The sequence below is a fragment of the Shewanella sp. Choline-02u-19 genome (assembly GCF_002836205.1).
Taxonomy (GTDB): Bacteria; Pseudomonadota; Gammaproteobacteria; order Enterobacterales; family Shewanellaceae; genus Shewanella.
In genome coordinates, this window is the sequence record NZ_PJBE01000013.1 from 3,063,643 (window position 1) to 3,089,845 (window position 26,203).

The following is a 26,203-nucleotide window of genomic DNA, read 5'->3' on the forward strand; positions in this document are numbered from 1 at the left end:
GTATTGGCACGACGTATCAATCCATAAGTCGTACTATCGACTTCTTTATATAGATGCGCCTGTATTAGCATGGTTTTTCCCACTTAGGTAACACTAAGGCCAACACAAAATAGATCATCAATCCCATTGCAGGGTTACAAAAAACCGCCAGTGCACATACCACACGGGTCCATAAACATGACCAGTCGAACTTATCTGCCATTGCCGCTGCAACGCCGCATACCAATGACGAAGGATCTTTTAACCTGTTAATAAAATTAGCCATTTAAAACTCCATTTAACTTCAAAATTAATCTTTTAATTTATGCCACTGCAGCGAGCAAATAATACAAGCAAATATCGCTAAACTCACAACTGGCAGTAGTAACAACCCCATGAACTGAGCTATATACCACATAATTAGTCCTTAATTAGTGCGCTTGTGACCAGTGATTTTTCAACCTTTTCGGCGGTAAGCATTTCAGCTTTCAAATCTTCATCACTGCTTAATTCGAACATCATTTCTGACATTTGAGACTGAATGGAAAGACTCAGTTCTGTTTGTGCTTTACTGACCATATCTTGCATTTGAGCGCTAATGTTTTGCTCTAAGCTGTTTGCCACTTCACTGACCAACGACGTTTCCGCTTGAGCAGAAACACTAGCACCTAACAATACAGCAGTTAATACAGAGGTCTTTACCGTTTTCATTACAATAGAATTAAACATAATGGATTCCTTTTCGAGTTTTGCCTGATTGCACATAGACTAATACAAGTGGCGTGCCAACTTTTCATTAACAAGCTAAGACTTTAAATATAAAGGAATAATTATCGACGGGTGGGTTTTTAGTAACATTAACACGATAGGGAGTTTAATGAGGGATAGCTAACGTTAGTGAAACTCACCACGCACTGGTGAATTTCACTACAAGACATTTTAAAGGAGAAAATTTAAGGCTAATTAAAGGCTGACAACCGCTTCCATCTCTTTCCTAGCCTGGGTTATAACCTCTATACCTGCACCAGATTTATGTGCATTTTCACTTAAATAACGACGCCATACTCGTGAGCCAACTTCGCCTTGGAACAATCCAATGATATGGCGAGTGATATGATTGAGGCGTCCGCCCGCTTGCAGATGTTTCTCTATATAAGGAAGTAGTTTCTCTAAAACAGCATCTCTGCTGAGCACTGGCTTATCAAGGCCACATAACTGTTGGTCGACTTCTGCCAAGATATAGGGATTTTGATAAGCCTCACGCCCAACCATTACACCATCAAGTTGCTCAAGATGGCTTTTACACTCAGCAAGTGTTTTAACCCCACCATTAAGACTGATACTTAAATCAGCATAATCACGTTTTAGCTGATAAACACGCTCATAATCTAGCTCAGGGATCTCGCGGTTTTCTTTAGGGCTTAAGCCTTGCAACCACGCTTTACGGGCATGAATGATAAAATCATTGCAACCTACCGCTTTTACGGTATCAATAAATTGCGTTAAGAACTCGTAGCTATCTTGCTCGTCAATACCAATACGCGTCTTCACTGTCACCGGAATATCGACAACCTGCTTCATCGCATCGATACATTCAGCAACCAATGTCGGCTCTGCCATTAGACAAGCACCAAAACGACCGCTTTGAACCCGATCGGATGGGCAACCCACGTTGAGGTTGATTTCATCATATCCTCGTTCCGCGGCCAATTTTGCACACGTCGCTAAGTCAGTTGCATTCGAGCCCCCTAACTGCAATGCAATAGGATGCTCCTCTTCGTTATATGCAAGGTAGTCACCACGACCGTGAATTATTGCTCCCGTTGTCACCATTTCAGTGTATAGCAGCACTTCAGACGACATTAACCGCGCAAAGTAACGATAATGACGGTCAGTCCAATCAAGCATGGGAGCGATAGAGAAGGTACGGTTAAGTTGGGTCTGCATATATTTACCAATAAAACGAAAACAAGAGATGATTCGGGCGCGCATTTTACACTGTCAGCTATTAAAACGACAGAGTTAAGCGCACTTTGTCAGCATGCAGTCGTAGTCAAACAGATATTGCATTCACTATGAAACATAAACATCAAATAGTTACAACAAGCTCGTCGTGCTTAAAATCAACTATAAGCGCTAAGTATAAGTGCCAACATTGGCAACATAGTCTTAATCTATCGTCCACGATGAGCATGCACACTAGCGTCACCCAAACACGACTAAAATACGTTATAGCACTCTCAACGCACACCAAAAGCCCAGTAATGCTGAGCTTTTCTATCTATATACAGAGGTTGGCGTTAACACATTGAACGCTAGCTTAGCGCCTCTTTAAATGCTGATGTCTGCAGCCCATTAAAGAGTTTAATCATTAATTGAGTCGCTTGAATGTTTGCCAGATTATCGTTGTAGGCTGCTACGTAACTATTTATGGGACTTGATGATATACGCTTCTAAGGTCTGCTGTAACCACAGGGGTACCACGACTTTTCCGCCAATGGCACGCTTAAGCCATAAGTAAACCGTTGGATAGCTAAAGCCTTTTAATAAACTTTTATCCTCTGAGTAATCTATTTTTTGGGCATGTAGGCCCTTAATGCTCGCTAAAAAATCGACAGCACATTTAACGCCAACAATCATAACCGCATGAGAATGGAGTAAGCTACTCGCGGCGCTACCAAGGTCGGGAGCCGTTGCATACACCTGCATAGGTTTGCCTTGTGTTATGGCATAAGCCCCTAGTGGCGATTTATTCGCAGGGAATGGCATAGTAACAAGCTTAACAATGGGGAAGTTGATCATATTATCAATCGTCAAATCATCCCAAACCGGATGCTGCGAATGGGCGATTAAATACCCCCCTCGGTGTTGAATAATTGGTTTTGATAACACTTCTTTTCGAGTTGATGGCCTAAAGCAGATTGCCGCATCAACCTCACCATCAATGAGTTGCTGTTCACTCTGCTCTGACCAAGCTGTGGTTGATATGGGAATATTAGGATTTTGGTTGTTGTCCGCCGCATCCTTAATAATTTTCTGCGCAAGTCCTATTTCCAATTGAGGTACGGTACTAATGATTATTGCTGGCTCTACGGGCGATGAGCTTTTGATAGCATCACTTTCGATAGAGCGACTACACTGTAGGATTTCCGATAACGAAGCATGTAAACGGTGACTCAGCTCAGTTGCAATGAACTGGTTATTTTTTCGTACAAAAAGGGGGTCATCAAATACCACTCTCAGCGAATTCAGCGCACGGCTGACCTTGGGCTGTGACAACGATAAGTCATTTGCAACAACCTTAGTACTCCCCTTGATATATAACTGGCAAAATATCTCTATCGTACTGATGCTAATATTACTCAGTTTATTCATATCAACCTCTAGCCGGCAATGTCATATTACCTTTTATATAAGTCTGAATTTCATGACTTAACCAATTGGGTATTAACGAACTTTTTCTTGTTTGGGTAATATAGTGATGATAGTGCCCACTTCGTTGATTAATTAACTTACAGATAGAATCGTCCAACTCTAACGCTGCTATATCACCTCGCTGACATAGAAACTCAATTGCATCTTTATAACATAAAAGTGCTATGGCATTACTGTGTTCCAATTGCAGCATTAAGTCCGCAAGTAAACACACTTTTGCAACTACATTTAAGTCACTATTAGTATCGAGGGCATAACATTCAAGGGGATCAGTAATGTCTTCCTGTTCATTACCCGCAAAACTAATATATGGATGATCGATGATGTCACTCAGTAGCAACGGCTGATTTGCAGTCAAAAGTGGGTGACCATGCCTAGCAACCATGACGTAGGCGTCTGACTTGACGATTAACGTTGAAGACAACTGCTCAGTGTTATAAGCGCTATACGTGACGGCTATATCAACGCGCTGCTGCTTTAATAACTCTCCGATGTTGCTGTTACAGGATTTAATATGGAATACATAGTCTTCATTTTCTGCAGACGCTCTTTTTTGTAAATGGCGTAAAAGATTCAGCGACAAGGTTGGAGGACAAGCAATGATCAACTCTCGTTTTCTCGCTTTATCTTGGTCAATGTCAATTTCTGCGCATTTTTTGGCCAGCTGTACTATTTTTTTCATTTTAGGATATATATCATCAGCAAAGCTGCTTCTTTCAAATCCCTGCTGTTTTCTAATAAATAGCGGTGCATCCAAAGAATGTCTAATCGATTTTAAGCTCCGGCTGACTTTGGAAGCGGGAACGCCTAGTACCTGACTGACAATTGTTGCATTTAGTGATTCGTATAATAAAACAAATACTTGAATATCAAATAAACTGTTGGTATTTAATTTATTCATTCAGCCTCTGAATACTCATTAACACAGTGTTTACTAATTTAGCCGCATATTTATAGCTCAGCTATACGCACGCTCAAAGTTTGCGACCTTTACTTCGTTACACCTCAATTCTGTGACTTACATACCCAAATCAATGAAAGCGACAGTTTCAGATTTGCAAGATGCGAATTTCACATTTCCATCTAACGCATATCGGAGTTACACACCGAAAAACACCCCACTAAAAAGACAATAATCTAATAATTCAATAACAGGCCAAACTAAAAAACCAATAAATACTAGCTAAAGCAGTTATATCGACTGCAAAACGTCATTCCGTATCAGTGACCGACCTCATATCCACAACCACCCAAAATCTTTAACATTTTAACAACCAAAAGTGGTTACTTTTAAGGAACGTATGATGATAACAACAAAAAAAGCATCGTTAGCACTGTTGATTAGCTCCGCATTTCTAATCTCAGGCTGTTCAGATGGTGAAGATGGTAATAACGGTGAAGATGGACAGCCAGGAGGACCCGGTGCTCCTGGTACCTCTGGATTACATATCGATATGGCTGCAGAGGCAATTGCTGAAATCAGTAATGCAAAATATGCTGACGGTGTCATTACCCTTGATTTCGATCTTGAAAATAAAGAAGGCATTGGACTTTATGGTCTAAGCGCAAAAAATGAGTTTCATGATTTCCGTTTCTCATTAGCCCAGCTAAAAACGAATGAAGGATCAGATCTAAAGCAGTGGATCTCACTATTAAATGAGACTACAAACGATACAGGCACTACCTTTGAGCAAGGTTTTGAGCAAATAAAAAACTGCGAGGAGTGTTTAGTCGATCATAAAGATGGCGCCTATACCTATACGTTTAACACTAATCTCACCACCGCCGTCGATCCAGCAGGAGTCGTTTTCGACCCTCAATTGACGCAGCGTATTGCTATCGAGATGCAGTTTGAGTATGCCTCTGGTCACGAGCTGGCAGAGAACGCGCACTATGACTGGATCCCAGCGACTAATGCGACCGAGGGTGTAGAGACTCGCGAGTTAGTAACACTTGAAACATGTTACACCTGTCACCAACCAGACAGCTTAAAGGCTCACGGTGGTCGCAGACTTGACCTTGAAAATTGCCAGTCATGCCATAACGGAATCGTCTCTGATCCAAATGATGTTTCTGTTGAATTAGGCCATATGCTGCATGCTATCCATATGGGACCTGAGCGTGAAGGTAAAGATGCCGAAGGTAATGTTGTTCCTATGCCTTATACCATCGCTGGCTACGGTGGCGATCATGCATTCGATTATCCTGCTTTCCCAACTAAACCCTTTATGGACTGTGCAGTTTGCCATGTCCAAGATGAAGAACTAGCAGACAAAGATCTGTGGCTTACCAATGCGAATGCAAACGCATGTACGGGTTGCCATACAGACTCACCTGCACAGCATAAGTCAGATAAGAACCCTGAATTGGTTTGTACCGATTGTCATAGTGTCGAAGTGCATGCACAAGCTGCTAAGCCTTACCAAGCGGCTAAAGATTACAGTGTTGAAGTGATGAATGTGACTATCGATGCTGCTAATCTGATTAAGTTTGACATGAAAGTGATGGATGCGAATGGTGAGTTAGCCTCTAAAGATGAAGTCTATAAGCAAGGTTATAGTAAGCCATACATGGTCGTGAGCTGGGATGTAGAAAAAGATTACCCTGATTACAATCAAGCACCCTATAGCAAACGTCGCATCGATATTAAAGATGAGACTAAAGCGATTTGGAATGCTGATAACACAGTGAGTGTAGCTGTGACCATTAACTTCCCAACTGACATCGCTTCACGTTCATTAGAAGTACTCCCCGTACTTAAAGTGTGCTTTGAAGAAGGTACAACTACTCGTACAGCCTGTACTGCTGAAAACGCCTACCCAGCTTATGTTCAAACCCCTGCTTATCGCACTGTGCTAGCCAATGCTGAAGCCGTTGTCGGCGAACGTCGTTCGATTGTCGATACTGCCTCTTGTCATGGTTGTCATAGCTATGAGTTCTACCATGATTCAAATGGTGTGAACTGTATCGCTTGTCATACTAACGATAAGAGCCTTAAAGGTAATGGCAAAGCCAGCAATGGTGCTGACTTACTTAAATCAACAAGCTTCATGTACAAAGCCCATAAAGCGCAAGGTCATGATAATGGTCACGGTGGTAGCGGCACAATCCTTAAGACTGATTGTACAACGTGTCACTCGGCTGTAGAAGGTTATGGTGGTCTTAAGTATGGTTTTGAGCTAGGCCGTAATGCAGGTCAAGCTCATGCGATTCCTAGCACTCAAAGCCCGGCTGCTGATGAAGTTGTTGAAACTTGGTATGCCTCTCCTGATGCGGCAGCGTGTATGAGCTGTCACCAGAAGTACCTGTCTGATTCAGCAATGTCTCATATCAACAGCAATGGTGGTTATTTCGGTGCCAATAAAGATGCCGAGCATATTGTTGATGTCAATGATGCGGGTAACGCAAAAGATGCGAAAGAAGCCTGTGCGACTTGCCACAGCCCGGAAAAAGTAATGGAGCATCATGGATTTACTTTATAAGCAGTCCCAGTAACAACAGAGTCCTAACTTGTCCCTAGGTTTACTCTAACGATTTATCCCTGCAAAAGCCAAAGGCAGCCTCGGGTGCCTTTTTTGTGTATTCAAGAGCAACTATCCTGAGAAATGACTTCGATAGAAAGCCATCAAATACCGCCATTAACACCTTTGCTTTAGAAGGGCTGATTCACCATCACCCAGAATTGACGATCTTCACTGCCAAAAGCCAGCTCAGCTCTAACGACAACACTTTCGACTTCAAACCTTGCGCCAATACCCGCTGACCACTTTAAGTCATCGTGCAACGCTTCTGCATTAAACTCATCGGCAACCTGCCCTGCCTCGGCAAATGCAACCCATTGCCACCAAGGTACATTGTATAAGTTAAACACGGGCCACTCTTGTAACGGCTGCCATCTTGGCTGAATTCGGTACTCGGCGGAATAAAGTACCGCTGAGCGTCCGGTAAAACGCTTACTGGCATAGCCTCGTAAGCGGTCAAAACCACCTAAACTGATCCCAGCGAATGTCGGCGGGCGATGATAGTTATCGCCGCTTTGTGTATTCCAAGTTGGCGTGTCAGCTAAGTAGAAGTTAAACGCCATGATCTGCTTAGCAAACCAATCATTAGCCCCAATTGCAAAAAATGCACTTTGTTCAAACTCCCAGGTTGTCCAACTGCTGCGCTCTTCAGAGCCAAAGTCTCGACTGAACTTGAGGCTTGTTTGGCCACCTTGAGTGCTATTTTTACCATTGTCACGATTATCCCAATCGAGCTCTAATGCGACACCTTGGGATTTTTGTGGCAAATACTCATAGCCTTGCAGCTCGCGCGTTTGCACAAATGGACTGACTTTAATGCTCGTCACACCCGATGTTAACGGGTTCCACTTAATTGCTTCAGTAGATCTTGCAAGACTGCGGGCGGCACCATTAACGCCTCGGCCCCAAGGCAACACATATTGAGCATGAAATCGAGTGTATGACTCGTCACCAAGGGTAACGACTTTATCAGCCTCTTGATTGAGCTGCGGCAATTCAGAGAGGTAATAGATCCCCTCTTTAAACTGGGCTTGATAGGTTTCTACCGAAAATAGCCAGCTATCGACTTGAGGGATTTGATAATTACGTGCACTTAAATAGGTCACCCAACTGTCGTTAGAACTGTATAAACCTATGCCCAATATAGAGGCTTGTACTTGACCAGCATGCTTCACTACCATGGCTCCGCCCAATGCGGTACTCAGTGACTCAGACGAGAACGCAAATGGCACGGCGACGAATTCGGCACTGGGGGGCGTTGCAACGGCTAAGTCAGCTTGCGGTTGTTCTGATGGTGTATCGGTAATATTAGCCGATTGAATTTGCGGCTTTGTTTCTATAATAGGATTGGCAAATGCCATTGGCTGCATCAACAACATTGCAGCGGGAATTAATGAATGTATTTTCAATTTAAGACATCTTCACACTGATGATGGGCATCCGGCCTCATCACAGCAGCACATAAATTTGTTACTTGCTCAATCTAGGCAAACAGCGACTCGAGGTGTAAGTTTGGTGACGAGCTCGTAGGCTATGGTACCAATATGTTCAGCGACCTCTTCAACGGGCAGATCTTTCCCCCATAAGACAGCAAGATCGCCCACTTTATCTTTTGCATCGACACCAAGATCAACCGTTAGCATGTCCATCGACACTCTGCCCACAATCGGCACCACACGCCCATTCACCAACACTGGTGTGCCAAGCGGAGCATTACGCGGATAACCATCACCATAACCTATCGCGACGACACCCAATTTGGTGTCTGTTTCCGCAGTCCAAAAGCTACCATATCCTACTGGATCGCCCGCTTTATGGTCTCTAATTGCAATCAATTGCGATACTAAATCCATCGCGGGGATCAATCCGTGCTTTGTGCCTAAATCCCCTAAAACAGGTGACACACCATAAAGTGCAATCCCCGGTCTAATCCAGTCTGCTTGGCTTGGTTGCCAGAAAAGTGTGCCAGCAGAATTGGCTAAAGTGCGATCTCCAGGCAAATTTTGCGTTAACGCGTCAAACACTTTCTGTTGCGCTGCCGTACTCGGATTATTCGGCTCATCAGCGCAGGCAAAATGCGTCATTAAATGAATAGGCTTGGCAACATTATCATTGGCTAATAGCCTTTGATAAGTTGAATCAAACTGTTCAGGAGAAAAACCAAGACGATGCATTCCGCTATCGACTTTAAGCCAAACGGTCACCGGTTTTGCCAGAGCAGCGCTTTCTAACATCTCAAGCTGAGATTCATGATGCACCACAGTATCGATATTATGTTCCACTAGCGTTGTCAGATCGCCCACCCTAAAAAAGCCTTCGAGCAAGAGTAGTTTGGCTTTTACGCCACCGGCGCGTAGCGCTAATGCTTCTTCTAAGCGAGCTAAGCCAAAACCATCGGCATCATCTAAGCATTGGGCAACATTAAGTAAGCCATGACCATAGCCATTAGCTTTAACCACCGCCATGACTTTGCTTGACGGTGCTAACTCATGTAGCCGCGCTAAATTATGCTTGAGCGCTTTACGGCTGATTTCTGCTCGTGGGAATGGTTTCAAGAGTAACCTTGTTGTATCTAATCAAAAAATAAGAGCCTCAATGAGGCTCTATTGTAGTTAATTGTGTTGCATAAAAGCTTTTATAAACTCGATTTAATCTTCTTCAAACTGTGGGCCAGCATAATTGTCAAAACGAGAGTATTGGCCTTGGAATGTTAACCGCACACGCCCAATTGGGCCGTTACGCTGCTTACCAATAATAATCTCTGCGGTGCCTTTATCTTCAGAATCATCGTTATACACTTCGTCACGGTAAATAAACATGATCAAATCCGCATCTTGCTCAATTGCACCAGATTCACGCAAATCTGAGTTAATTGGACGTTTGTCTGCACGTTGCTCCAATGAACGGTTTAGCTGTGATAGCGCTACAACGGGGATTTCGAGCTCCTTCGCCAAAGCTTTTAGTGAGCGAGAAATCTCAGAAATTTCCAAAGTACGGTTATCTTTCAGTGCGGGAACCTGCATCAATTGGAGGTAATCGATCATGATCATCGATAGCCCGCCATATTCACGCGCAACACGTCTTGCTCGGCTTCGCACATCGGTAGGTGTTAAACCTGAACCATCATCGATATACATCTTACCTTGCTCAAGCATGATGCCCATAGTGGACGATACACGTGCCCAATCATCATCATCTAACTGGCCGGTACGAATTTTGGTCTGATCGACTCGTCCAAGTGATGCCAACATACGCATCATGATCTGTTCTGACGGCATCTCCAAGCTGAAAATAAGCACGGGTTTATCTTCATTCAATGCCGCTTGCTCACACAAGTTCATCGCAAACGTGGTTTTACCCATTGAAGGACGCGCTGCGACAATAATTAAATCCCCCGACTGGAAGCCTGCTGTCATTTTGTCGAGTTCGCCGAAACCGCTCGACACCCCGGTGACACCGTTGGTCGGGTTATTGTATAGCTCTTCAATTTTATCGACGGTTTTTTCCAGAATGCTTTTTATGTCTTCAGGGCCTTCGTTAGCGTTAGCGCGCTGCTCAGCAATCTTAAATACTTTTGTCTCAGCTAAATCAAGTAGTTCACCCGAGTTACGCCCTTCAGGATTAAAACCGGCGTCAGCAATTTCATTGGCCACTTTAATCATGTCGCGAACGACGGCACGCTCACGCACAATGTCAGCGTAAGAGTGAATATTACCGGCACTCGGCGTGTTCTTGGCAATTTCACCTATATAAGCAAAGCCGCCGACATCTTCTAATTGATCGGTGAGCTCTAACTGCTCTGAAACCGTGATCAAATCGATAGGGTTACCGGCACTCACTAAAGATTCCATCGCCGTGAAAATCGTTGCATGAGCGCGAGAATAAAAATCTTCTTTAACGACGGCTTCAGCAACTCTGTCCCATGCATCAGAATCTAACATCAAGCCACCTAAAACAGATTGCTCTGCTTCAATTGAATGCGGTGGCATCTTTAGCGCATCCATCTGCAGATCTCTGGGCTTTGCTTTAGGTTTAAAGGGGCGTTGCTGTGACATTAAATCTCCAAAATTCCAACGATTAGGCAAAATGTGGTATAAAACGGGCTCAAGCAGAGCAGGCAATTAACAACATTCGACCTGCAGGTAAAAAACACACAATAACAAAATAAGGAAAGAACATGCGCAATGCATTGATTGCCGCTATTGCTCTCTCTACAGGGATGTTGTCATCCTCTGTGGTTAAGGCCGATGAAGGACAGTGGCAGCCGTATCAAATGCCCTCAATCGCTGACAAACTTAGCGAACGTGGTATTGATATTCCCGCTAAACAGCTAGCGGATCTCACGAGCTACCCTATGAACGCTGTTGTCGGTTTGGGCTATTGTACCGCCAGTTTTGTTTCGCCCCAAGGCTTAGTTGTCACAAACCATCATTGTGCCTACCGCGCGATTCAATATAACAGTAAAAAAGAACATAATTATCTCGCGGATGGTTTTTTAGCAAGCAGTAAAGATAAAGAACCGACTGCAGGTCCTAATGAACGTCTTTATATTACTGAAGCCGTAACCGACGTATCTGCACAGGTAAAAAAAGATATCGGCAAGGATCCACTGGTTCGCTTTGAAAACATTCAAGCCAACCGCAAGGCACTCGTTAAAGAGTGTGAAAGTGATGACAACTATCGCTGCTCAGTGCGAAGCTTTCACAATGGCTTAGAATACTACCTCACTAAACAGCTCATTATACGAGATGTTCGTTTGGTATATGCGCCACCAGAAAGTGCCGCGGCTTTTGGCGGTGACATCGATAACTACGAATACCCACGCCACTCAGCTGATTTCACCTTCTTACGTGCCTATGTTGGTAAAGATGGTAAACCTGCGATATTCAACAAAGACAACGTGCCTTATGTGCCAAAGAGCTATCTAAAAATTAATGCCGACGGTGTTAAAGCGGGCGACGGTGTTTTTGTCGCCGGTTATCCAGGTTCAACCAGCCGCTATCGCTTAACAAGTGAACTCAAGTTTGCCAGCGATTGGTTATACCCCACACTCGCAGCACGCTATCAGCTACGCATCGATACCATTGAAGCGATGAGCGCCGCGAATAACGACGTTAAGATTAAATATGCGGGTAAGCTTGCAGGCATGGCCAACCGTATGAAAAAGTACAACGGACTGCTCGATGGATTTAAAGCCACCGATATTGCAGGCATTAAGCAAGCCCGTGAAGATAATTTTAAAGCTTGGTTAGCGCAAGACAAAACGTACATGTCTTTTCAAACTCAGTTTGATGAGCTCGAAACCTTACTGGTTGAGCAGCGTAAACAACGTCAAACACGTTACTATTTCGACAGTGCTCAAAGCAGCGCGCTACTCGATACCGCTAACAAGCTGTACCGTTTAGCAAAAGAGAAAACCAAGCCCGATGCTAAGCGCGAAGAAGGTTATCAACAGCGTGACATGAAGATGTTTAAAGCACGCCTAAAACGCCTTGATTCGAGCTTTGCCATTAGCGTCGATAAAACACTATGGTTACAAGACTTAGAAGCTTATCTAAACCAAGATATTCGTGTTAGCGAACTTGATGCAGCACTAAATGAAGGGGATGTTGAAATCACATTGTCTGAAAAATTGGATGCACTTTATGCACTAACATCGTTAACGGATAAACAGAAGCGACTTGCTTGGATGGATGCTGACGCAAGCGTATTCGAAACCAGTGCTGACCCTTTTATTCGCCTTGCCGTCTCATTATATGAGAAAAATATGGCAGCCGAAAAGGAAGCAAAAACAATGGCGGGTCAGCTATCAATGGCACGTCCTGATTACATGAAAGCCATTATCGCCTACTACAAATCAAATAACTGGCCAGTATACCCTGATGCCAACGGCACGCTACGGATCACCTACGGGATGGTTGATGGATACCAGTCGAAAGATGCGCTCTACAAGCAGCCGTTTACTCGCTTAGAAGGGATCCCAGCCAAAAGTACCGGCATCGAGCCTTTCAATGCACCGGCTAAGCTATTAAAAGCGATTGAAGAACAGCGTTATGGTAGTCATAAAGTAGAGAATGTTTATCAAGATCCCGCTTCTTGGTTATGCCGACTATTCTCATGCTTAGACAAGCCAGAACAATTTAACTCTGTCCCCGTCAACTTCTTATCAAGTGTCGACACCACTGGTGGTAATTCAGGTTCACCGGTGTTTAACGGCAAAGGCGAGCTAGTCGGTCTTAACTTTGACTCGACTTACGAAGCCATTACCAAAGACTGGTTCTTCAACCCAACAATTACCCGAGCGGTACATGTCGATATTCGATACATACTGTGGATGATGGATGAAGTAGATCATGCTGACAACTTAATCGAAGAGCTCGATTTAGTTAGAAATTAAACAAATATAAAACTGAAAAAAGGCATATACAGCGCAGCTGATATGCCTTTTTAATTCACAACAATCATTCCATCACCCTACTCTTCTCGCTTTCCCTGTTATTCCTGTTATTCCTGTTATTCCTGCTATTCCTGCTATTCCTGCTATTCCTGCTATTCCTGCTATTCCTGTTATTCCTGCTATTCCTGCTATTCCTGCTATTCCTGCTATTCCTGCTTTTCAGACATAAAAAAACACCGCGCTAATCAAATTAGTGCGGTGTTTTAAATTAAAACTTTGCTAATACCAAAAGGTATTAATGCAATATATTAAGCTTCTGCAACAACAGAAATCTTAACAATAGCTTTAACTTCAGTATGAAGTTGAACTTCAACTTCAAAGTCACCAGTGTTGCGCAATGCACCTAATGGTAGACGTACTTCGCTTTTAGCAAGCTTAACGCCAGCAGCAGTAACTGCATCAGCTACGTCACGGTTACCAATAGATCCAAATAGCTTGCCTTCGTCACCAGCTTTAGAAGCGATAACAACAGACTCAAGTGCATTGATGATCTCTGCACGAGATGTAGCAGCAGCTAATTGGCCAGCTAACTTAGCTTCTAATTCAGCACGACGTGCTTCAAAGACTTCAGTGTTAGCAGCGTTAGCAACAACAGCTTTACCTAGTGGTAAAAGGAAGTTACGTGCGTAACCTGATTTTACAGAAACTTGGTCACCCAAGTTGCCTAGGTTAGCGATTTTATCAAGTAAAATAACGTTCATTTTATATTCCTCTAAATTAATGCAGTTTACTGATGTAAATCAGTATACGGCAGTAGAGAAAGATAACGAGCACGCTTGATAGCGCGAGCTAGTTGACGTTGATATTTAGCATTTGTACCAGTGATACGACTTGGAACAATTTTACCACTTTCAGTGATATAGTTCTTCAAAGTAACGATATCTTTGTAATCGATCTCGGTAACGCCTTCTGCAGTAAAACGGCAGAACTTGCGACGACGGAAATAACGTGCCATGTGACAGTCTCCTAAGTTTTCAATTCGACATTTTCGGCGTGTAAAACCAAACGATTTTGACCATTTCTGCTCTGTTGCAGATTAAGGAAACCTTCGACTTGGATTTCAACGCCGGCTTTCAGATTTTCTGTAACGCTATTAAAGCGTTCACCACTCAACACAACTTGAATTTGACAATAAACGTTGCGTAACATTTCTGCTTCGTAACGTTGAGATTTGTGTTCCAACATCAATACCGTATGGGCAATGCCTGCTGGACTATCAAATCGTCTAGAACGCGTAATGGTTCCTGCTAATACAAAATGGTTTGTGGTCACAAAAAAACTTACTCAGCAGTGTTTTCAGCGCTTTCTTTAACTTCTTCAGTAGCTTCTGCGCGAGGTGCTGGTGCACGCTCTTCAGATGAACGACGTGTATCGCGTTCGTCTTTAGCTTTAGCCATTGGAGATGCTTCAGTCATGGCAGCTTTAGTACGCATAACCATGCTACGCAAAACAGCGTCGTTGAAACGGAAAGCTGTTTCTAGCTCTTCAACCGTTTCTGCAGTAGCTTCTACGTTAATAAGAACGTAATGAGCTTTATGCAACTCGATGATTGGGTAAGCCAATTGACGACGGCCCCAATCTTCTAAACGGTGGATTTGGCCACCAGCTTCGGTAATTATACCAGTGTAACGCTCGATCATACCTGGCACTTGCTCACTCTGATCAGGGTGAACTAAAAATACGATTTCATAATGACGCATTTTTTGCTCCTTACGGTTATCTAGCCTCGTTGTTGGCTCAGTCAAACCTAATAGAGGCAAGGAACTAATTAAAGTGACTGATTTAAGCCGCGGAATCTTACATAAACTAGCGGCATAATTCAAGCAATAATCACCTTATTCCCCTATTCCTCTCTAATTAGCCATAAAAGCCCTGTTATGTATGTCAAGTAACGTTGTTTATGGGGATATATAAGCTTTAGGACAAATAATGGAGTCATTCATTCGATAGGCATTAATCTCAAGCTGGAATCTTGTTTGCGCTAGTGCTGATTCTAGGTATGATGTCGCATTGCATGATTTTACTTTCAACCTAAAGCAACACACCAAGAATAATAATAATGCCTAGAATCCTCACTACCGCCTTTGCTCTTTGTTGCTCCCCAGCAGCCTTTGCACTTGTTCCGCCTGACTATCAAGAGCCACCAAGTGACTTAACCGCTGAAATTGAAGCGGGCTTTCAACTCAATACGGGCAACACTCAATCGAGCAGCTTTAACGGCAGAACAAAAATTGTTTATGACACGGACGCGACACGACAAGAAGGTACTTTTAAAGCCTACTTTGCCGCCGATGATGAAAAGACCACCTCTGAAAAGTATGAGCTACAACTTCAATCAAGTTATAAATTCTATAGTGGCTATGTTTTTGGTCGAGGTGATTTTACCTGGGATAAATTTGGTAGTTATACACGTATATCAACAATATCAGGTGGTTATGGTTTCGATGCCATCGCCAACTCTAGTACAACATTAAGCTTAGAAGTGGGTCCAGGTTATCGATATAACTTGCCTATCGCCACCGATAGCATTCCAGAGCCAGATGCAAATAAAGATGTCATTCTCCGTACTGCGGCAAAGTTTGAGCAAAAACTACAAGAATATACGACTCTGAATGCAGATTTGACGTCAGAAGCGGGTGAAGATAACAACACGCTAACCCTAGATATGAGCTACAAAAATACTCTTTTTCAAGATTGGGCGTTCAAGATTGGTGTCAATATCAAATACACTCAGGTGGTGCCAGAAGGCTCAAAACAAACAGATACCATCACTACCTTTAATTTACTTTATACCTTTCAATAATGATGTGACGGCTTGAGTACTTAAGTTGCGGCTCGACGTTATCAATGTAGAAAATCAACGTCGATCTGATTCATTAAAGCAAACCATAATGCTATCCCAAAGTGTGAGCAATACGAGTAAAAACATAATCAGCTTCATTAAGATTATTTTTTACTCGTATCGTCTAGCAGAATGGCTTAACGTCCAGACTACCTAAGTTGCTGCATTAAATAGGCATAGACCATTGAGCTTAATTCAGCAGCTTGATTATTATCTGCCGCCCCGGCATGACCACCCTCTATATTTTCGTAATACAACACGTCTATCCCCATACCTTCCATTTTCGCCACCATTTTACGCGCATGCGCGGGATGAACACGATCATCTCGAGTTGAAGTGGTAAAGAACACTTTAGGGTAAGCCGTGTTCGCCTTTAAATTATGGTATGGCGAGAATTCTTTAATATAATCCCACTCAGCGGGGATATCAGGGTCGCCATATTCGCCCATCCAACTCGCACCCGCGAGCAATTTATTGTAGCGCTTCATATCGAGCAACGGCACTTGGCAAACTACCGCATTATATAGCTCTGGCTTACGTGTAAACGCCGCGCCCATGAGTAGGCCGCCATTGCTGCCCCCCTGGATCCCTAAATGTTTACTTGAGGTGATTTTTCTGGCAATTAAATCCTGCGCTATTGCTTCAAAATCTTCATAAGCTTTATGGCGATTTTCTTTGAGTGCTGCTTGATGCCATGCGGGGCCATATTCACCACCACCGCGAATATTAGCCAAGACATATACGCCGCCTTGCTCAAGCCAATTTTTACCGATGGTTGCTGAATATGATGGGCGTAATGAGATTTCAAAACCGCCATAGCCATAAAGTAATGTTGGATTAGTGCCATCTAGCGTCAGATTTTTAGCCATGACCACAAAATAAGGCACTTTAGTGCCGTCCTTTGATATAGCGAAATATTGCTTAGTCTCAAACTTATCAGCAGCAAACTGCTGTTTCATTGCCTTTATTTTTTTAGCCTTCATGCTGTTGCTATCGAACAAATACAGACTTGCTGGCTCCAAGAAACTGGTGTAATCAACAAAAACCTCATCACTGTTATCTTCACCACCAAACACACTCAATGTGCCGTTTACTGCAAATGGGGCTTGTTCGGCTTGCCATTGACCCTTCTTTTGCACGTAACGCATCAACTTACTTTTAACGTTATCGAGCCAAGTGATAAGAATGGTGCTTTTAGTGAATCGTACTTGTGAAATTGAAGCTGTTGCAGTTGGCTCAACCAAGACACTAAATTCTGGTTTCTGAGCGATAAGCTTATCGAGATCCGTGTAAACAATAGCGCCTTGCTTAAAAGTCTTACCTGCTATCGTTAAGTCACTTTTAAGTTCGATATAAAGCTGATCATTGAAATAGCCTTTAATATCCGTATCTATTGGCAATGGCAAAGCAATGAGTTCGTCATTGCGATATGCATAGTGCTGCGCGGTATAAAAAGTAAGGCTTTCAGATACTAACTGTAGCGATTTTTTGTCGTCATAAATGACATAGCCGGAGACTGCTACTGATGTTTTATCGCCGCTAAAAATAGTTTTTGCAGCAGATAAAGGTGTTCCTCGCTGCCACTGCTTAACCACTCTAGGATAGCCTGAATCGGTAAGGCTGTTGCCATCAGCAAAATCAGTTCCAACAAAAACGGTGTTTTTATCTATCCAACTAACACTAGATTTAGCTTCATCTAAGGCAAAGGGCTGCTGCTTTTTATCGACAAATGACTTACTCGTTAAATCAAACTCACGTACCTCAACTGCATCCGCTCCACCGCGTGATAGCGACACCAGACAACGGTCATAATCGGGATAACGACAACTCATGCCTTTATAAACCCACTTAACGCCTTCAGCCTTGCCTAAGGCATCAATATCTAACACCGTCTCCCATTGGGGTTCAGCCTTGGTGTACTCTTCCATCGTCGTTCGACGATAAATACCACGCACGTGGTTTTCATCTTTCCAAAAGTTATAAAGAAAGCCATCCATGCGGCTTGCATACGGGATGCGTTCCTTATTGTTCAGAATCGCTAAACTGTTGCTGACTAATCCATCAAAGCCGTTATAGGCTTTGATTTCCTTCGCAGAGATAGCATTTTGTTGCTTAACCCACGCCAAAGGCTTCGCGCCCTCTACATCTTCTAACCATAGGTATTTATCTTCTTCAGCAAAAGTCGGGGCTGCAGCGGCAATTGAACTTAGCACGCATAAGGATAAAATTGGATTTCGCATTAAGACATCCTGTTCTTCTAGTGAGTCCGACTAAGTTACTGCATGTTGTATTAAAGTTAAATAGCAATTAAATAAAAACCAATGCTCAACTCTGTCACCCTTCTACCATCACGAGCAAATCAGTCTAATTTGAAAACATCCAAATACAAAAATGCCGATGAGGCACAAACCCCATCGGCATTTAATATTAAGCGTTTATACGGAAAACTAGACCGTAATAGGTTGCTTACTTAGTCTTAGTAAGACGTTGACGTACCGCTTCGAATAAGCAGACACCTGTCGCCACTGACACGTTTAAACTTGAAACACTACCCGCCATAGGAATAGACACTAAAGTGTCGCAACTCTCACGTGTTAGACGGCGAAGGCCTTTGTCTTCTGACCCCATCGCAATAGCAATAGGGCCCGTTAGACTTGCTTGAAAAAGCTCACAATCAGCTTCACCTGCCGCGCCAATAATCCATATACCTTTATCCTGTAAACTACGCATGGTTCGCGCCAAGTTAGTCACTTGATATAACGGAACAATCTCAGCGGCGCCACAAGCCACTTTGCTGACAACAGGTGTCAAACCAACAGAGTTATCTTTCGGTACAATAATACCTTGTACACCTGCAGCATCGGCGTTACGTAAACAAGCACCCAAATTGTGTGGATCGGTTACTCCGTCCAAAATCAATAAGAAAGGTGTTTCGGTCTCTTCCAACATCGCATTGAGATCGCTGTCATTGAGAATTTTGGCTACTTTGACTTTAGCCACAACACCTTGGTGTTGACCGCCAGCAGACTTATCATCTAACGCTTTACGTGACGCATACTGTATTGTCACGCCCCATTCCGCTGCAATTTCTAATATCGGAGTCAGTCGCTTATCATCGCGTCCTTGTAACACCCACATTTCGATAACACGCTCAGGGCTATTCTGTAATACAGATTCAACGGCATGCAAACCAAAGGTCATATCTTGCTTTTTCATCTATTTCTTACTCGTTTTACGCTTCGCTGGCTTGGCTTTTTTAGCCGAAGACTTTGTTGCTGAAGCTTTGGTCTTAGTCGTGGGAGCTTGGCTACCACTGCTTGATTTGTTTTTGGTTGCAAATTTTGAACCCGATGTCGCTTTGGATCCACTTCTACCACCACTTGAACGCTTGCCTTTAGAAGCGCTCTTTTCTTTATCGGCAATCTTAGCGCCTTCACGATTGACGCGCTCTCTGGCGGTCATTGGCTTACTCGGCTTACGGCGTTTCCCACCAGCAGAGTCACCTTCCATCATCAGGTCGATTTGGCGATCATCGAGGTTGACGGCCGCCACTTTTACCGTGACCGTATCGCCAATTTGATACACTTGTCCAGATGCTTCGCCCACTAAGCGTTGGCGCATATTATCGTACTGATAATAATCACTGCCAAGGCTAGAGATATGCACTAACCCGTCGATGAATAGATCATTGAGGCGTACAAACATACCAAAGTGAGTCACGGATGCGATAACGGCTTCAAACGTGTCACCAACATGGTCTTGCATAAACTCACATTTGAGCCAATCACTCACATCTCGAGTGGCTTCATCTGCGCGTCGCTCTGTGGTAGAACACTCAACACCCAGCTGATCAAGTTCTTCAATCTTGTATTGGAAACCACCGTCAGCAGTCCACTGGTCGGCAAGATTGCCCTCTTCTTTTGCTAACAAGTAACGGATCACTCGGTGCAAAATCAAGTCAGGATAACGGCGTATTGGTGAAGTAAAGTGCGAATACTCTTCCAATGCTAGACCGAAATGCCCTTCGTTATCGGGGGTATATGTTGCTTGCTTCATTGAACGCAGTAACATTATTTGAATAAGCTCAGCGTCCGGTCTGTCGGCAATTTGCTCCATTACCGCTTGGTAATCTTTTGGTGTCGGCTCGAGTCCACCCTCCATCGTCAAGCCACGCTCTTTAAGGAAATCCTTAAAGTTGGTTAGCTTTTGTTCCGATGGTGATTCATGTACGCGATATAACACCTCACCTTTGTGCTTTTTAACAAACTTAGCAGAGGCAACATTGGCTAAGATCATGCATTCTTCAATGATCTTATGCGCTTGATTACGATTTCGCGGTATGATTTTATCGATTTTACGCTGTTCATTAAATACAAACTGCGTTTCTGTGGTTTCAAAAGCAATGGCACCACGGTCTGCACGAATCCCATCTAATGTCAGATACAGAGATTGCAGTGTCTGCAGATGAGGGAAGATAGGTTTAAGCTTATCACTCACCTCACCGCCTTCAAGCATATCCGCTACCTGGGTATAGGTTAGACGGGCATGAGAGTGCATAACGCCAGGGTAAAACTTATATCCTGATAACTTGCCAGCGGCAGAGATGGTCATCTCAGCAACCATGCAAAGACGGTCGACCTCTGGCATCAAAGAACATAATCCATTAGAGATCTTCTCTGGCAACATCGGGATCACTTGCGATGGGAAGTAAACCGAGTTGCCACGTGAACGGGCTTCTCTGTCTAATGCAGACTCTGTGCGCACATAATGGCTCACATCAGCAATGGCTACCCATAAGCGCCAGCCACCTGACTTTTTCTTCTCGGCGTACACTGCATCATCGAAGTCTCGCGCGTCTTCACCATCAATCGTGACTAAAGGCAATTGACGTAGATCGACACGACCTTCTTTGTCCGCGTCGGTCACTTCATCAGGGATCTTTTTAAGCTTCTTTTCAATCAGTGCAGACCACTCGTGTGGTAAGTCATAATTGCGTAGTGCTATCTCAATTTCCATGCCCGGCGCCATCTGCTGGCCAAGTACTTCGGTCACTTTTGCGGCCGCTTTAACATAGCGTCCAGGTCGACGAGTGAGCTCTAAAACAACGATATCGCCTTGTCTCGCGCCTAAACGGTCTTCTTCAGCGATCAGTATCTCTTGAGTGACACGACGATCGTCAGCGATAACGAAGCCCATACCAGCATCAAGATGGAAGCGGCCAACAAGTGCGGCGCTCCGTTGTTCAACTAAACGTACAATTCTAGCTTCACGACGCCCTTTACGGTCAACGCCTGCTTTTTGTGCCAGTACTTTGTCACCGTGAAAATACATCATCATGTCACGGTTATTAATATAAAGGTCGTCTCCACCCTCTGCTAACTTTAAGAATCCAAAGCCATCGCGATGGCCTATGACGGTGCCTGTTAGCAAATCCATTCTTTCTGGTAAGCCATATGATTTACCGCGAGTAAATACGAGTTCACCGTCACGCTCCATTGCACGCAAACGACGACGGATAGCTTCTAGCTGTTCTTCGCCTTCGATTTTAAGTGCGTTTGCAATGTGTTCACGGGTAAGTGGTGACGTTTGAGAGCGTAAGTATTCTAAAATATACTCGCGACTTGGGATCGGGTTCTCGTAGTTTTCTTGCTCTCGCTTAATATGCGGATCTTGTATCATTCATTTTCCAAATTATTGGCATGGCTGCTCTCAGCTATGCTTATTGTTGCGTTCTCAGGTGTTCTTTCTTTGCCCTAGCTATTGCGCTGGGCGGCATTTTTGCCTCTAACACCTTTAACAAATTGGTTGCTTCGGTTTGTACCGTTTCATCGCTAAAAACTTCGTTGTATAGCCAATGAAAACCAGTTTCATAATCGCGGGGGCTACCATAGCCTTCACCAAATAACCGAACCAACATCATTCGCGCAGGTAAATCACCTGTCGCGGCTGCTGGTAGCACATAGTGCACAGCACGTTCTTTATCTTCCATGACGAATTTACCGTCATGGTAATACTCTGCCATTCTAACCATGGCTTCAGCACTGCCTTGCTCTGCTGAGGTTTTTAACATCGAGATCCCACGCGGCGGATTGGCCTTTACGCAGATCCCATGATTGAGCATTTCAGCCCAAAGATACTGATACAAAGGCTGCTTTAGCACTTCAGCTCTTGCTTCAATATCTTCTACAATTTGACAGTCATCGCCTTTAACTTGGGTTAAATAGCTTTTGGTACGAATTAAATCAACAAGTTGCTCTTGAGTATAGACGTCTACCGCTTTCGGAGTCGCCAGACTAGGCAAAGAAATTATCGATAATACAATAATTAATACATAACGCAGCATAAGGTCTCTCAATGACAGTGGGTTAATTCAAGCACTAAATATCGAGTCTGCTAAAAGCAAATTCTAAGCACATCTGTCTTTTCTCATCGGCAGTATACCGCATTTCTTGAGTACTAACTGCACATTAACCATTTCTGATTACGCGGTTTTAAATATTAGTCTCTGGGGGCTATTTATCTTTCGAACTTAGCTTTTGTTCGCCTCTCTATGATAGCGAATAATCAATGCAGTACCAGGCTTGAGCGATGATGAGCGAGCTAAGGGAAAAGCTAATAACGCATTATTGTCGTAAAATAATAGAGATATTTAACCGAACTAGAATGGCCGTGCTATTAGGTTATTTTCGCTGTGCAGGAGGATATTTGTGGAGAACAACTAATACATGGCCTTACCGAAACAGACTATCGACGACGGTAAAACATCAATAACCGCTAATAAAAAGGCCGCTAAACGCGGCCTCTTCTTATTAACTAAACGGATTCACTAGAATCATGGTCTCGTTTCTATCCGGACCCGTTGAGATAATATCAATCGGCGTTTCTAGCAACTCTTCTAAACGCTTAATGTAGTTGATTGCTGCCGGTGGCAGTTGCTCTACAGATGTTGCGCCGTAAGTTGTTTCGCTCCAACCAGGCAGAGTTTCTAAAACAGGCGTAACCTGCTCATAGCCTTCAGCTGCTAGCGGTGTTGTAGTTGCTACAGTACCATCAGGATACTCATAACCAACACAAATTTTCACTTCTTTAAGACCGTCTAGAACATCTAGTTTAGTCAAGCAGAAGCCGCTTACGCTGTTGATTTGAACTGCACGCTTCATCGCGACAACATCTAACCAACCTGGACGGCGTTTACGACCTGTAGTCGCACCAAACTCATGACCCTTAGTACCTAAGTAATCACCAATTTCGTTTTTCAATTCCGTTGGGAAAGGACCAGCACCAACACGGGTGGTGTATGCCTTCATGATACCCAAAACGTAATCGAGATGACGAGGACCAAATCCAGAACCTGTAGCAACACCACCAGCGGTAGTATTAGAAGAGGTTACAAATGGATAAGTACCATGGTCAATATCGAGTAACGTGCCTTGAGCACCTTCAAATAGAATCGGTTCACCGGCTTTACGTGCCTGATCAAGTAGCTCAGAAACGTCGACGCACATACTCTTCAAGTAATCAGCAATTGCTAGAGCATCTTTCAATGTCTCTTCGTAATCTACCGCTTCACACTTGTAGTATTCGGTCAGCATGAAGTTATGATAAGCCATCACTTCCTTCAGTTTCTCTGCAAACAATTCTGCATTAAACAGATCGCCTACACGCAAACCGCGACGTGATACTTTATCTTCATATGCTGGACCAATTCCACGACCCGTCGTGCCGATAGCTTTATTGCCACGCGCTTTTTCGCGGGCCATATCTAATGCACAATGGAATGGAAGAATTAGAGGACATGCTTCAGAAATTAATAAACGTTCCTCTACAGGTACGCCACGCTCTTTAAGCATGTTAATTTCAGTCATCAGTGCGTCAGGTGCAAGCACCACGCCGTTACCAATAATGCATTTTACATTATCGCGTAAGATCCCTGATGGAATAAGATGAAGAACGGTCTTGTCGCCATCGATAACAAGAGTATGACCCGCATTGTGGCCACCTTGGTAACGAACGACATATTTAGCCTGTTCGGTAAGAAGATCTACTATCTTACCCTTGCCTTCGTCACCCCATTGGGTGCCGAGAACTACAACGTTTTTGCCCATTATTTGCTGCACGGTAGTGGTTAAAACGGGATTTTAGCAGATCTATAGGGGCGGTAGGCAAGTATTTTATGAAAAAATAATCAATATAATCACACCAACGGTGACTAAAGAGCCACCTAAACGTTGCAAAAGCTGCTGATTTTGATTGGAAATTTCTTTTAAATACGCTCGCCAACGATTGGGAAATAATAAGGGGCCAATTCCTTCAATGATGAGCACTAAACCTAACGCAAGCATGATTAACTCAAAAGACATAACAAAGTATTTCCTGTACCGAACACTGAAGAATATAAAGCACTTTACCTCTCCTAATAGCCAGCTTCTCTAGCCACTATGATTACCGAGTTGCTCTTCAGCCATCTTATAGTAAGTGTGACCTCAGATAAATGTCGTAATAACCGACAAGCCAAATAAGCTAATCAAAATCCCTCTCAATAGTGCTGTCGTGTGTGCTGAGCCAAAAAGGCAAGCTTCCATACATATGGCAACGTAAAAGCTGCACATGCGTATTTCAGCCGTTATCTGCCACAGGTTTAGCCAGTGCATTGCGGAGGGATTTTATTTGCCGATACAATTGAAAGCGTTCAGGACGTGTAAAAGCAACAACCTGAATGAAGAGTCGCTCGAAAAAGCAGACTAAGTTGATAAATATTGTGATTAGGCAAAGCGGTAATTTCTAGGCAATAAAAAACCCAGCATATAGCTGGGCTTTTTGAATTCTGAAAGCGAAAATTAACGCTTAGAGAATTGTGGCTTCTTACGTGCTTTACGTAGGCCAACTTTCTTACGCTCAACTTTACGAGCATCACGGGTAACGAAACCAGCAGCACGTAGAGAAGGACGTAGAGTCTCGTCAATTTCCATCAACGCACGGGTAATACCGTGACGAATAGCGCCTGCTTGGCCAGTGTTACCACCACCCTTAACAGTTACCATGATGTCTAGCTTGTCAGTCATTTCAACTAGCTCTAGAGGCTGACGAACAACCATGCGAGAAGTTTCACGACCGAAATATTCGTCTAGAGGTAACTGGTTAACGATAATGTTACCAGTACCTACTTTAACGAATACACGAGCAGTAGAAGTTTTGCGACGGCCAGTGCCGTAGTATTGAGTTGCAGCCATTGCTATAATCCCGTTTAGATATCAAGTACTTGAGGTTGTTGTGCAGCGTGGTTATGCTCTGTACCAGCGTAAACTTTAAGCTTACGGAACATGGCACGGCCCAATGGGCCTTTAGGTAGCATACCCTTAACAGCCTTTTCGATAATCATTTCAGGCTTATGAGCTTGCAGCTTCTCAAAAGTTATCTGCTTAATGCCACCGATGAAACCAGAGTGTGAATAGTAAACTTTGCCTTTGGCTTTGTTTCCAGTCACGGTAACTTTCTCAGCGTTAATAACGATGATGTAGTCACCAGTATCAACATGAGGCGTATACTCTGGCTTATGCTTTCCGCGTAGGCGAGAAGCTATTTCAGTAGCGATACGACCCAAAGTTTTACCTTCGGCGTCAACGACGAACCAATCACGAGTGACTGTTTCTGGTGTAGCAGTAAAAGTAGTCTTCATTTTACAAAAACCCAATGTTAAAATTCTGTCTCACATGCTAATGCCATTATTGGCAAAAACACAAAAAATGCCTTTCCCCGCCCCTTCGAGCAAAGAATTAGGCTTTACAACTTCCACCTAGAGTGGTGGATAACGAGGGCAGGTGGCGGATTATAGACAAAGATGAGTTAAAAATCACCTAATTTCTAGATAAATTCTTATCTCTTTTTAAACGTTTCATCTATCAAGGCTGCAGATGACCCTCTGATCGCCTCATAACGTAGGAAATAAGGTCGTTTTAGAGACAAATAATC

23 protein-coding genes are annotated in these 26,203 nt (G+C 43.6%); 3 read left to right on the plus strand and 20 right to left on the minus strand.

Features of this window, described 5'->3' with window-relative positions:
* Positions 1–64: 64 nt before the first annotated feature.
* The 5 genes from CXF83_RS20045 to CXF83_RS20065 all read right to left on the minus strand — a co-directional run bounded on the left by CXF83_RS20045 (position 65) and on the right by CXF83_RS20065 (position 4,315).
* Positions 65–265 carry a PspC domain-containing protein gene (locus tag CXF83_RS20045; RefSeq protein ID WP_101092573.1) on the minus strand — a complete coding sequence of 67 codons (201 nt, stop codon included), beginning with the start codon at positions 263–265 and terminating at the stop codon, positions 65–67.
* A 134-nt stretch (positions 266–399) separates the two neighbouring features.
* Complete coding sequence (locus CXF83_RS20050; protein ID WP_101092574.1) at positions 400–708, minus strand: hypothetical protein; 309 nt, start codon at positions 706–708, stop codon at positions 400–402.
* 234 nt (positions 709–942) lie between these two features.
* Entirely contained in the window at positions 943–1,926 is a 984-nt protein-coding gene (dusA, locus tag CXF83_RS20055; protein WP_101092575.1) for a tRNA dihydrouridine(20/20a) synthase DusA, read from the minus strand.
* A 477-nt stretch (positions 1,927–2,403) separates the two neighbouring features.
* Positions 2,404–3,354, minus strand: a complete 951-nt coding sequence (locus CXF83_RS20060) for a LysR family transcriptional regulator (protein ID WP_101092576.1) — start codon at positions 3,352–3,354, stop codon at positions 2,404–2,406.
* A gap of 1 nt (position 3,355) precedes the next feature.
* Complete coding sequence (locus tag CXF83_RS20065; RefSeq protein WP_101092577.1) at positions 3,356–4,315, minus strand: LysR family transcriptional regulator; 960 nt, start codon at positions 4,313–4,315, stop codon at positions 3,356–3,358.
* A 403-nt stretch (positions 4,316–4,718) separates the two neighbouring features.
* Here CXF83_RS20065 and CXF83_RS20070 point away from each other — a divergent pair, with 403 nt between their 5' ends.
* Entirely contained in the window at positions 4,719–6,896 is a 2,178-nt protein-coding gene (locus CXF83_RS20070) for an OmcA/MtrC family decaheme c-type cytochrome (RefSeq protein WP_232775160.1), read from the plus strand.
* 170 nt (positions 6,897–7,066) lie between these two features.
* Here the strand turns inward: CXF83_RS20070 and CXF83_RS20075 are convergent, their stop codons facing one another.
* The 3 genes from CXF83_RS20075 to dnaB form a co-directional block, all read right to left on the minus strand.
* Positions 7,067–8,344 carry an outer membrane protein assembly factor gene (locus tag CXF83_RS20075; protein ID WP_232775161.1) on the minus strand — a complete coding sequence of 426 codons (1,278 nt, stop codon included), beginning with the start codon at positions 8,342–8,344 and terminating at the stop codon, positions 7,067–7,069.
* A gap of 69 nt (positions 8,345–8,413) precedes the next feature.
* Positions 8,414–9,490, minus strand: a complete 1,077-nt coding sequence (gene alr / locus CXF83_RS20080) for an alanine racemase (protein WP_101092580.1) — start codon at positions 9,488–9,490, stop codon at positions 8,414–8,416.
* A 93-nt stretch (positions 9,491–9,583) separates the two neighbouring features.
* The gene (gene dnaB, locus CXF83_RS20085; protein WP_101092581.1) at positions 9,584–10,990 is read right to left on the minus strand and encodes a replicative DNA helicase; all 1,407 of its coding nucleotides are present in this window, start codon (positions 10,988–10,990) and stop codon (positions 9,584–9,586) included.
* Positions 10,991–11,112: 122 nt separating this feature from the next.
* Between dnaB and CXF83_RS20090 the strand changes: the two genes are divergently transcribed.
* A complete protein-coding gene (locus tag CXF83_RS20090; protein ID WP_101092582.1) occupies positions 11,113–13,332 on the plus strand; it encodes a S46 family peptidase in 2,220 nt (739 codons plus the stop codon).
* A 308-nt stretch (positions 13,333–13,640) separates the two neighbouring features.
* Here the strand turns inward: CXF83_RS20090 and rplI are convergent, their stop codons facing one another.
* The 4 genes from rplI to rpsF are packed head-to-tail and all read right to left on the minus strand — an operon-like array spanning position 13,641 to position 15,092.
* Entirely contained in the window at positions 13,641–14,093 is a 453-nt protein-coding gene (rplI, locus tag CXF83_RS20095) for a 50S ribosomal protein L9 (RefSeq protein ID WP_101092583.1), read from the minus strand.
* A 26-nt stretch (positions 14,094–14,119) separates the two neighbouring features.
* The gene (rpsR, locus tag CXF83_RS20100) at positions 14,120–14,347 is read right to left on the minus strand and encodes a 30S ribosomal protein S18 (protein ID WP_005497284.1); all 228 of its coding nucleotides are present in this window, start codon (positions 14,345–14,347) and stop codon (positions 14,120–14,122) included.
* An 11-nt stretch (positions 14,348–14,358) separates the two neighbouring features.
* Positions 14,359–14,664 (minus strand): primosomal replication protein N, encoded by a 306-nt coding sequence (gene priB / locus CXF83_RS20105; RefSeq protein WP_101092584.1) that lies wholly within the window; start codon positions 14,662–14,664, stop codon positions 14,359–14,361.
* A gap of 8 nt (positions 14,665–14,672) precedes the next feature.
* Positions 14,673–15,092 carry a 30S ribosomal protein S6 gene (gene rpsF, locus CXF83_RS20110; RefSeq protein ID WP_101092585.1) on the minus strand — a complete coding sequence of 140 codons (420 nt, stop codon included), beginning with the start codon at positions 15,090–15,092 and terminating at the stop codon, positions 14,673–14,675.
* Positions 15,093–15,451: 359 nt separating this feature from the next.
* Here rpsF and CXF83_RS20115 point away from each other — a divergent pair, with 359 nt between their 5' ends.
* Positions 15,452–16,195, plus strand: a complete 744-nt coding sequence (locus CXF83_RS20115; RefSeq protein ID WP_101092586.1) for a DUF481 domain-containing protein — start codon at positions 15,452–15,454, stop codon at positions 16,193–16,195.
* A gap of 188 nt (positions 16,196–16,383) precedes the next feature.
* Here CXF83_RS20115 and CXF83_RS20120 read toward each other — a convergent pair whose 3' ends face one another.
* From CXF83_RS20120 to rplM, 8 genes are all read right to left on the minus strand, one after another.
* Positions 16,384–18,474: a prolyl oligopeptidase family serine peptidase gene (locus CXF83_RS20120; RefSeq protein WP_101092587.1), complete on the minus strand. Its 2,091-nt coding sequence runs from the start codon at positions 18,472–18,474 to the stop codon at positions 16,384–16,386.
* A gap of 226 nt (positions 18,475–18,700) precedes the next feature.
* Complete coding sequence (gene rlmB, locus CXF83_RS20125; protein WP_101092588.1) at positions 18,701–19,450, minus strand: 23S rRNA (guanosine(2251)-2'-O)-methyltransferase RlmB; 750 nt, start codon at positions 19,448–19,450, stop codon at positions 18,701–18,703.
* Positions 19,451–21,913: a ribonuclease R gene (gene rnr / locus CXF83_RS20130; RefSeq protein WP_101092589.1), complete on the minus strand. Its 2,463-nt coding sequence runs from the start codon at positions 21,911–21,913 to the stop codon at positions 19,451–19,453.
* Between the two features lie 40 nt (positions 21,914–21,953).
* The gene (locus tag CXF83_RS20135) at positions 21,954–22,577 is read right to left on the minus strand and encodes a tetratricopeptide repeat protein (protein ID WP_101092590.1); all 624 of its coding nucleotides are present in this window, start codon (positions 22,575–22,577) and stop codon (positions 21,954–21,956) included.
* A 466-nt stretch (positions 22,578–23,043) separates the two neighbouring features.
* Positions 23,044–24,339, minus strand: coding sequence for an adenylosuccinate synthase (locus CXF83_RS20140; RefSeq protein ID WP_101092622.1), 1,296 nt, complete (start codon positions 24,337–24,339; stop codon positions 23,044–23,046).
* Between the two features lie 66 nt (positions 24,340–24,405).
* Positions 24,406–24,594 carry a DUF2065 domain-containing protein gene (locus tag CXF83_RS20145; protein WP_101092591.1) on the minus strand — a complete coding sequence of 63 codons (189 nt, stop codon included), beginning with the start codon at positions 24,592–24,594 and terminating at the stop codon, positions 24,406–24,408.
* Positions 24,595–25,071: 477 nt separating this feature from the next.
* Positions 25,072–25,464 (minus strand): 30S ribosomal protein S9, encoded by a 393-nt coding sequence (gene rpsI, locus CXF83_RS20150; RefSeq protein ID WP_101092592.1) that lies wholly within the window; start codon positions 25,462–25,464, stop codon positions 25,072–25,074.
* 14 nt (positions 25,465–25,478) lie between these two features.
* Positions 25,479–25,910 (minus strand): 50S ribosomal protein L13, encoded by a 432-nt coding sequence (rplM, locus tag CXF83_RS20155; RefSeq protein ID WP_101092593.1) that lies wholly within the window; start codon positions 25,908–25,910, stop codon positions 25,479–25,481.
* Between the last annotated feature and the right edge of the window lie 293 nt (positions 25,911–26,203).

Excerpts from the sequence above, each read along its gene's own strand:
- rpsI (WP_101092592.1), bottom strand. The coding sequence starts at position 25,464 with ATGGCTGCAACTCAATACTACGGCACTGGCCGTCGCAAAACTTCTACT.
- CXF83_RS20050 (WP_101092574.1), bottom strand. The coding sequence starts at position 708 with ATGTTTAATTCTATTGTAATGAAAACGGTAAAGACCTCTGTATTAACT.
- CXF83_RS20145 (WP_101092591.1), bottom strand. The coding sequence starts at position 24,594 with ATGTCTTTTGAGTTAATCATGCTTGCGTTAGGTTTAGTGCTCATCATT.
- CXF83_RS20070 (WP_232775160.1), top strand. The coding sequence starts at position 4,719 with ATGATAACAACAAAAAAAGCATCGTTAGCACTGTTGATTAGCTCCGCA.
- CXF83_RS20060 (WP_101092576.1), bottom strand. The coding sequence starts at position 3,354 with ATGAATAAACTGAGTAATATTAGCATCAGTACGATAGAGATATTTTGC.
- CXF83_RS20065 (WP_101092577.1), bottom strand. The coding sequence starts at position 4,315 with ATGAATAAATTAAATACCAACAGTTTATTTGATATTCAAGTATTTGTT.
- rpsR (WP_005497284.1), bottom strand. The coding sequence starts at position 14,347 with ATGGCACGTTATTTCCGTCGTCGCAAGTTCTGCCGTTTTACTGCAGAA.
- CXF83_RS20140 (WP_101092622.1), bottom strand. The coding sequence starts at position 24,339 with ATGGGCAAAAACGTTGTAGTTCTCGGCACCCAATGGGGTGACGAAGGC.
- CXF83_RS20135 (WP_101092590.1), bottom strand. The coding sequence starts at position 22,577 with ATGCTGCGTTATGTATTAATTATTGTATTATCGATAATTTCTTTGCCT.
- rplM (WP_101092593.1), bottom strand. The coding sequence starts at position 25,910 with ATGAAGACTACTTTTACTGCTACACCAGAAACAGTCACTCGTGATTGG.
- CXF83_RS20090 (WP_101092582.1), top strand. The coding sequence starts at position 11,113 with ATGCGCAATGCATTGATTGCCGCTATTGCTCTCTCTACAGGGATGTTG.
- CXF83_RS20045 (WP_101092573.1), bottom strand. The coding sequence starts at position 265 with ATGGCTAATTTTATTAACAGGTTAAAAGATCCTTCGTCATTGGTATGC.
- dusA (WP_101092575.1), bottom strand. The coding sequence starts at position 1,926 with ATGCAGACCCAACTTAACCGTACCTTCTCTATCGCTCCCATGCTTGAT.
- dnaB (WP_101092581.1), bottom strand. The coding sequence starts at position 10,990 with ATGTCACAGCAACGCCCCTTTAAACCTAAAGCAAAGCCCAGAGATCTG.
- rpsF (WP_101092585.1), bottom strand. The coding sequence starts at position 15,092 with ATGCGTCATTATGAAATCGTATTTTTAGTTCACCCTGATCAGAGTGAG.
- CXF83_RS20120 (WP_101092587.1), bottom strand. The coding sequence starts at position 18,474 with ATGCGAAATCCAATTTTATCCTTATGCGTGCTAAGTTCAATTGCCGCT.
- CXF83_RS20115 (WP_101092586.1), top strand. The coding sequence starts at position 15,452 with ATGCCTAGAATCCTCACTACCGCCTTTGCTCTTTGTTGCTCCCCAGCA.
- rnr (WP_101092589.1), bottom strand. The coding sequence starts at position 21,913 with ATGATACAAGATCCGCATATTAAGCGAGAGCAAGAAAACTACGAGAAC.
- rlmB (WP_101092588.1), bottom strand. The coding sequence starts at position 19,450 with ATGAAAAAGCAAGATATGACCTTTGGTTTGCATGCCGTTGAATCTGTA.
- rplI (WP_101092583.1), bottom strand. The coding sequence starts at position 14,093 with ATGAACGTTATTTTACTTGATAAAATCGCTAACCTAGGCAACTTGGGT.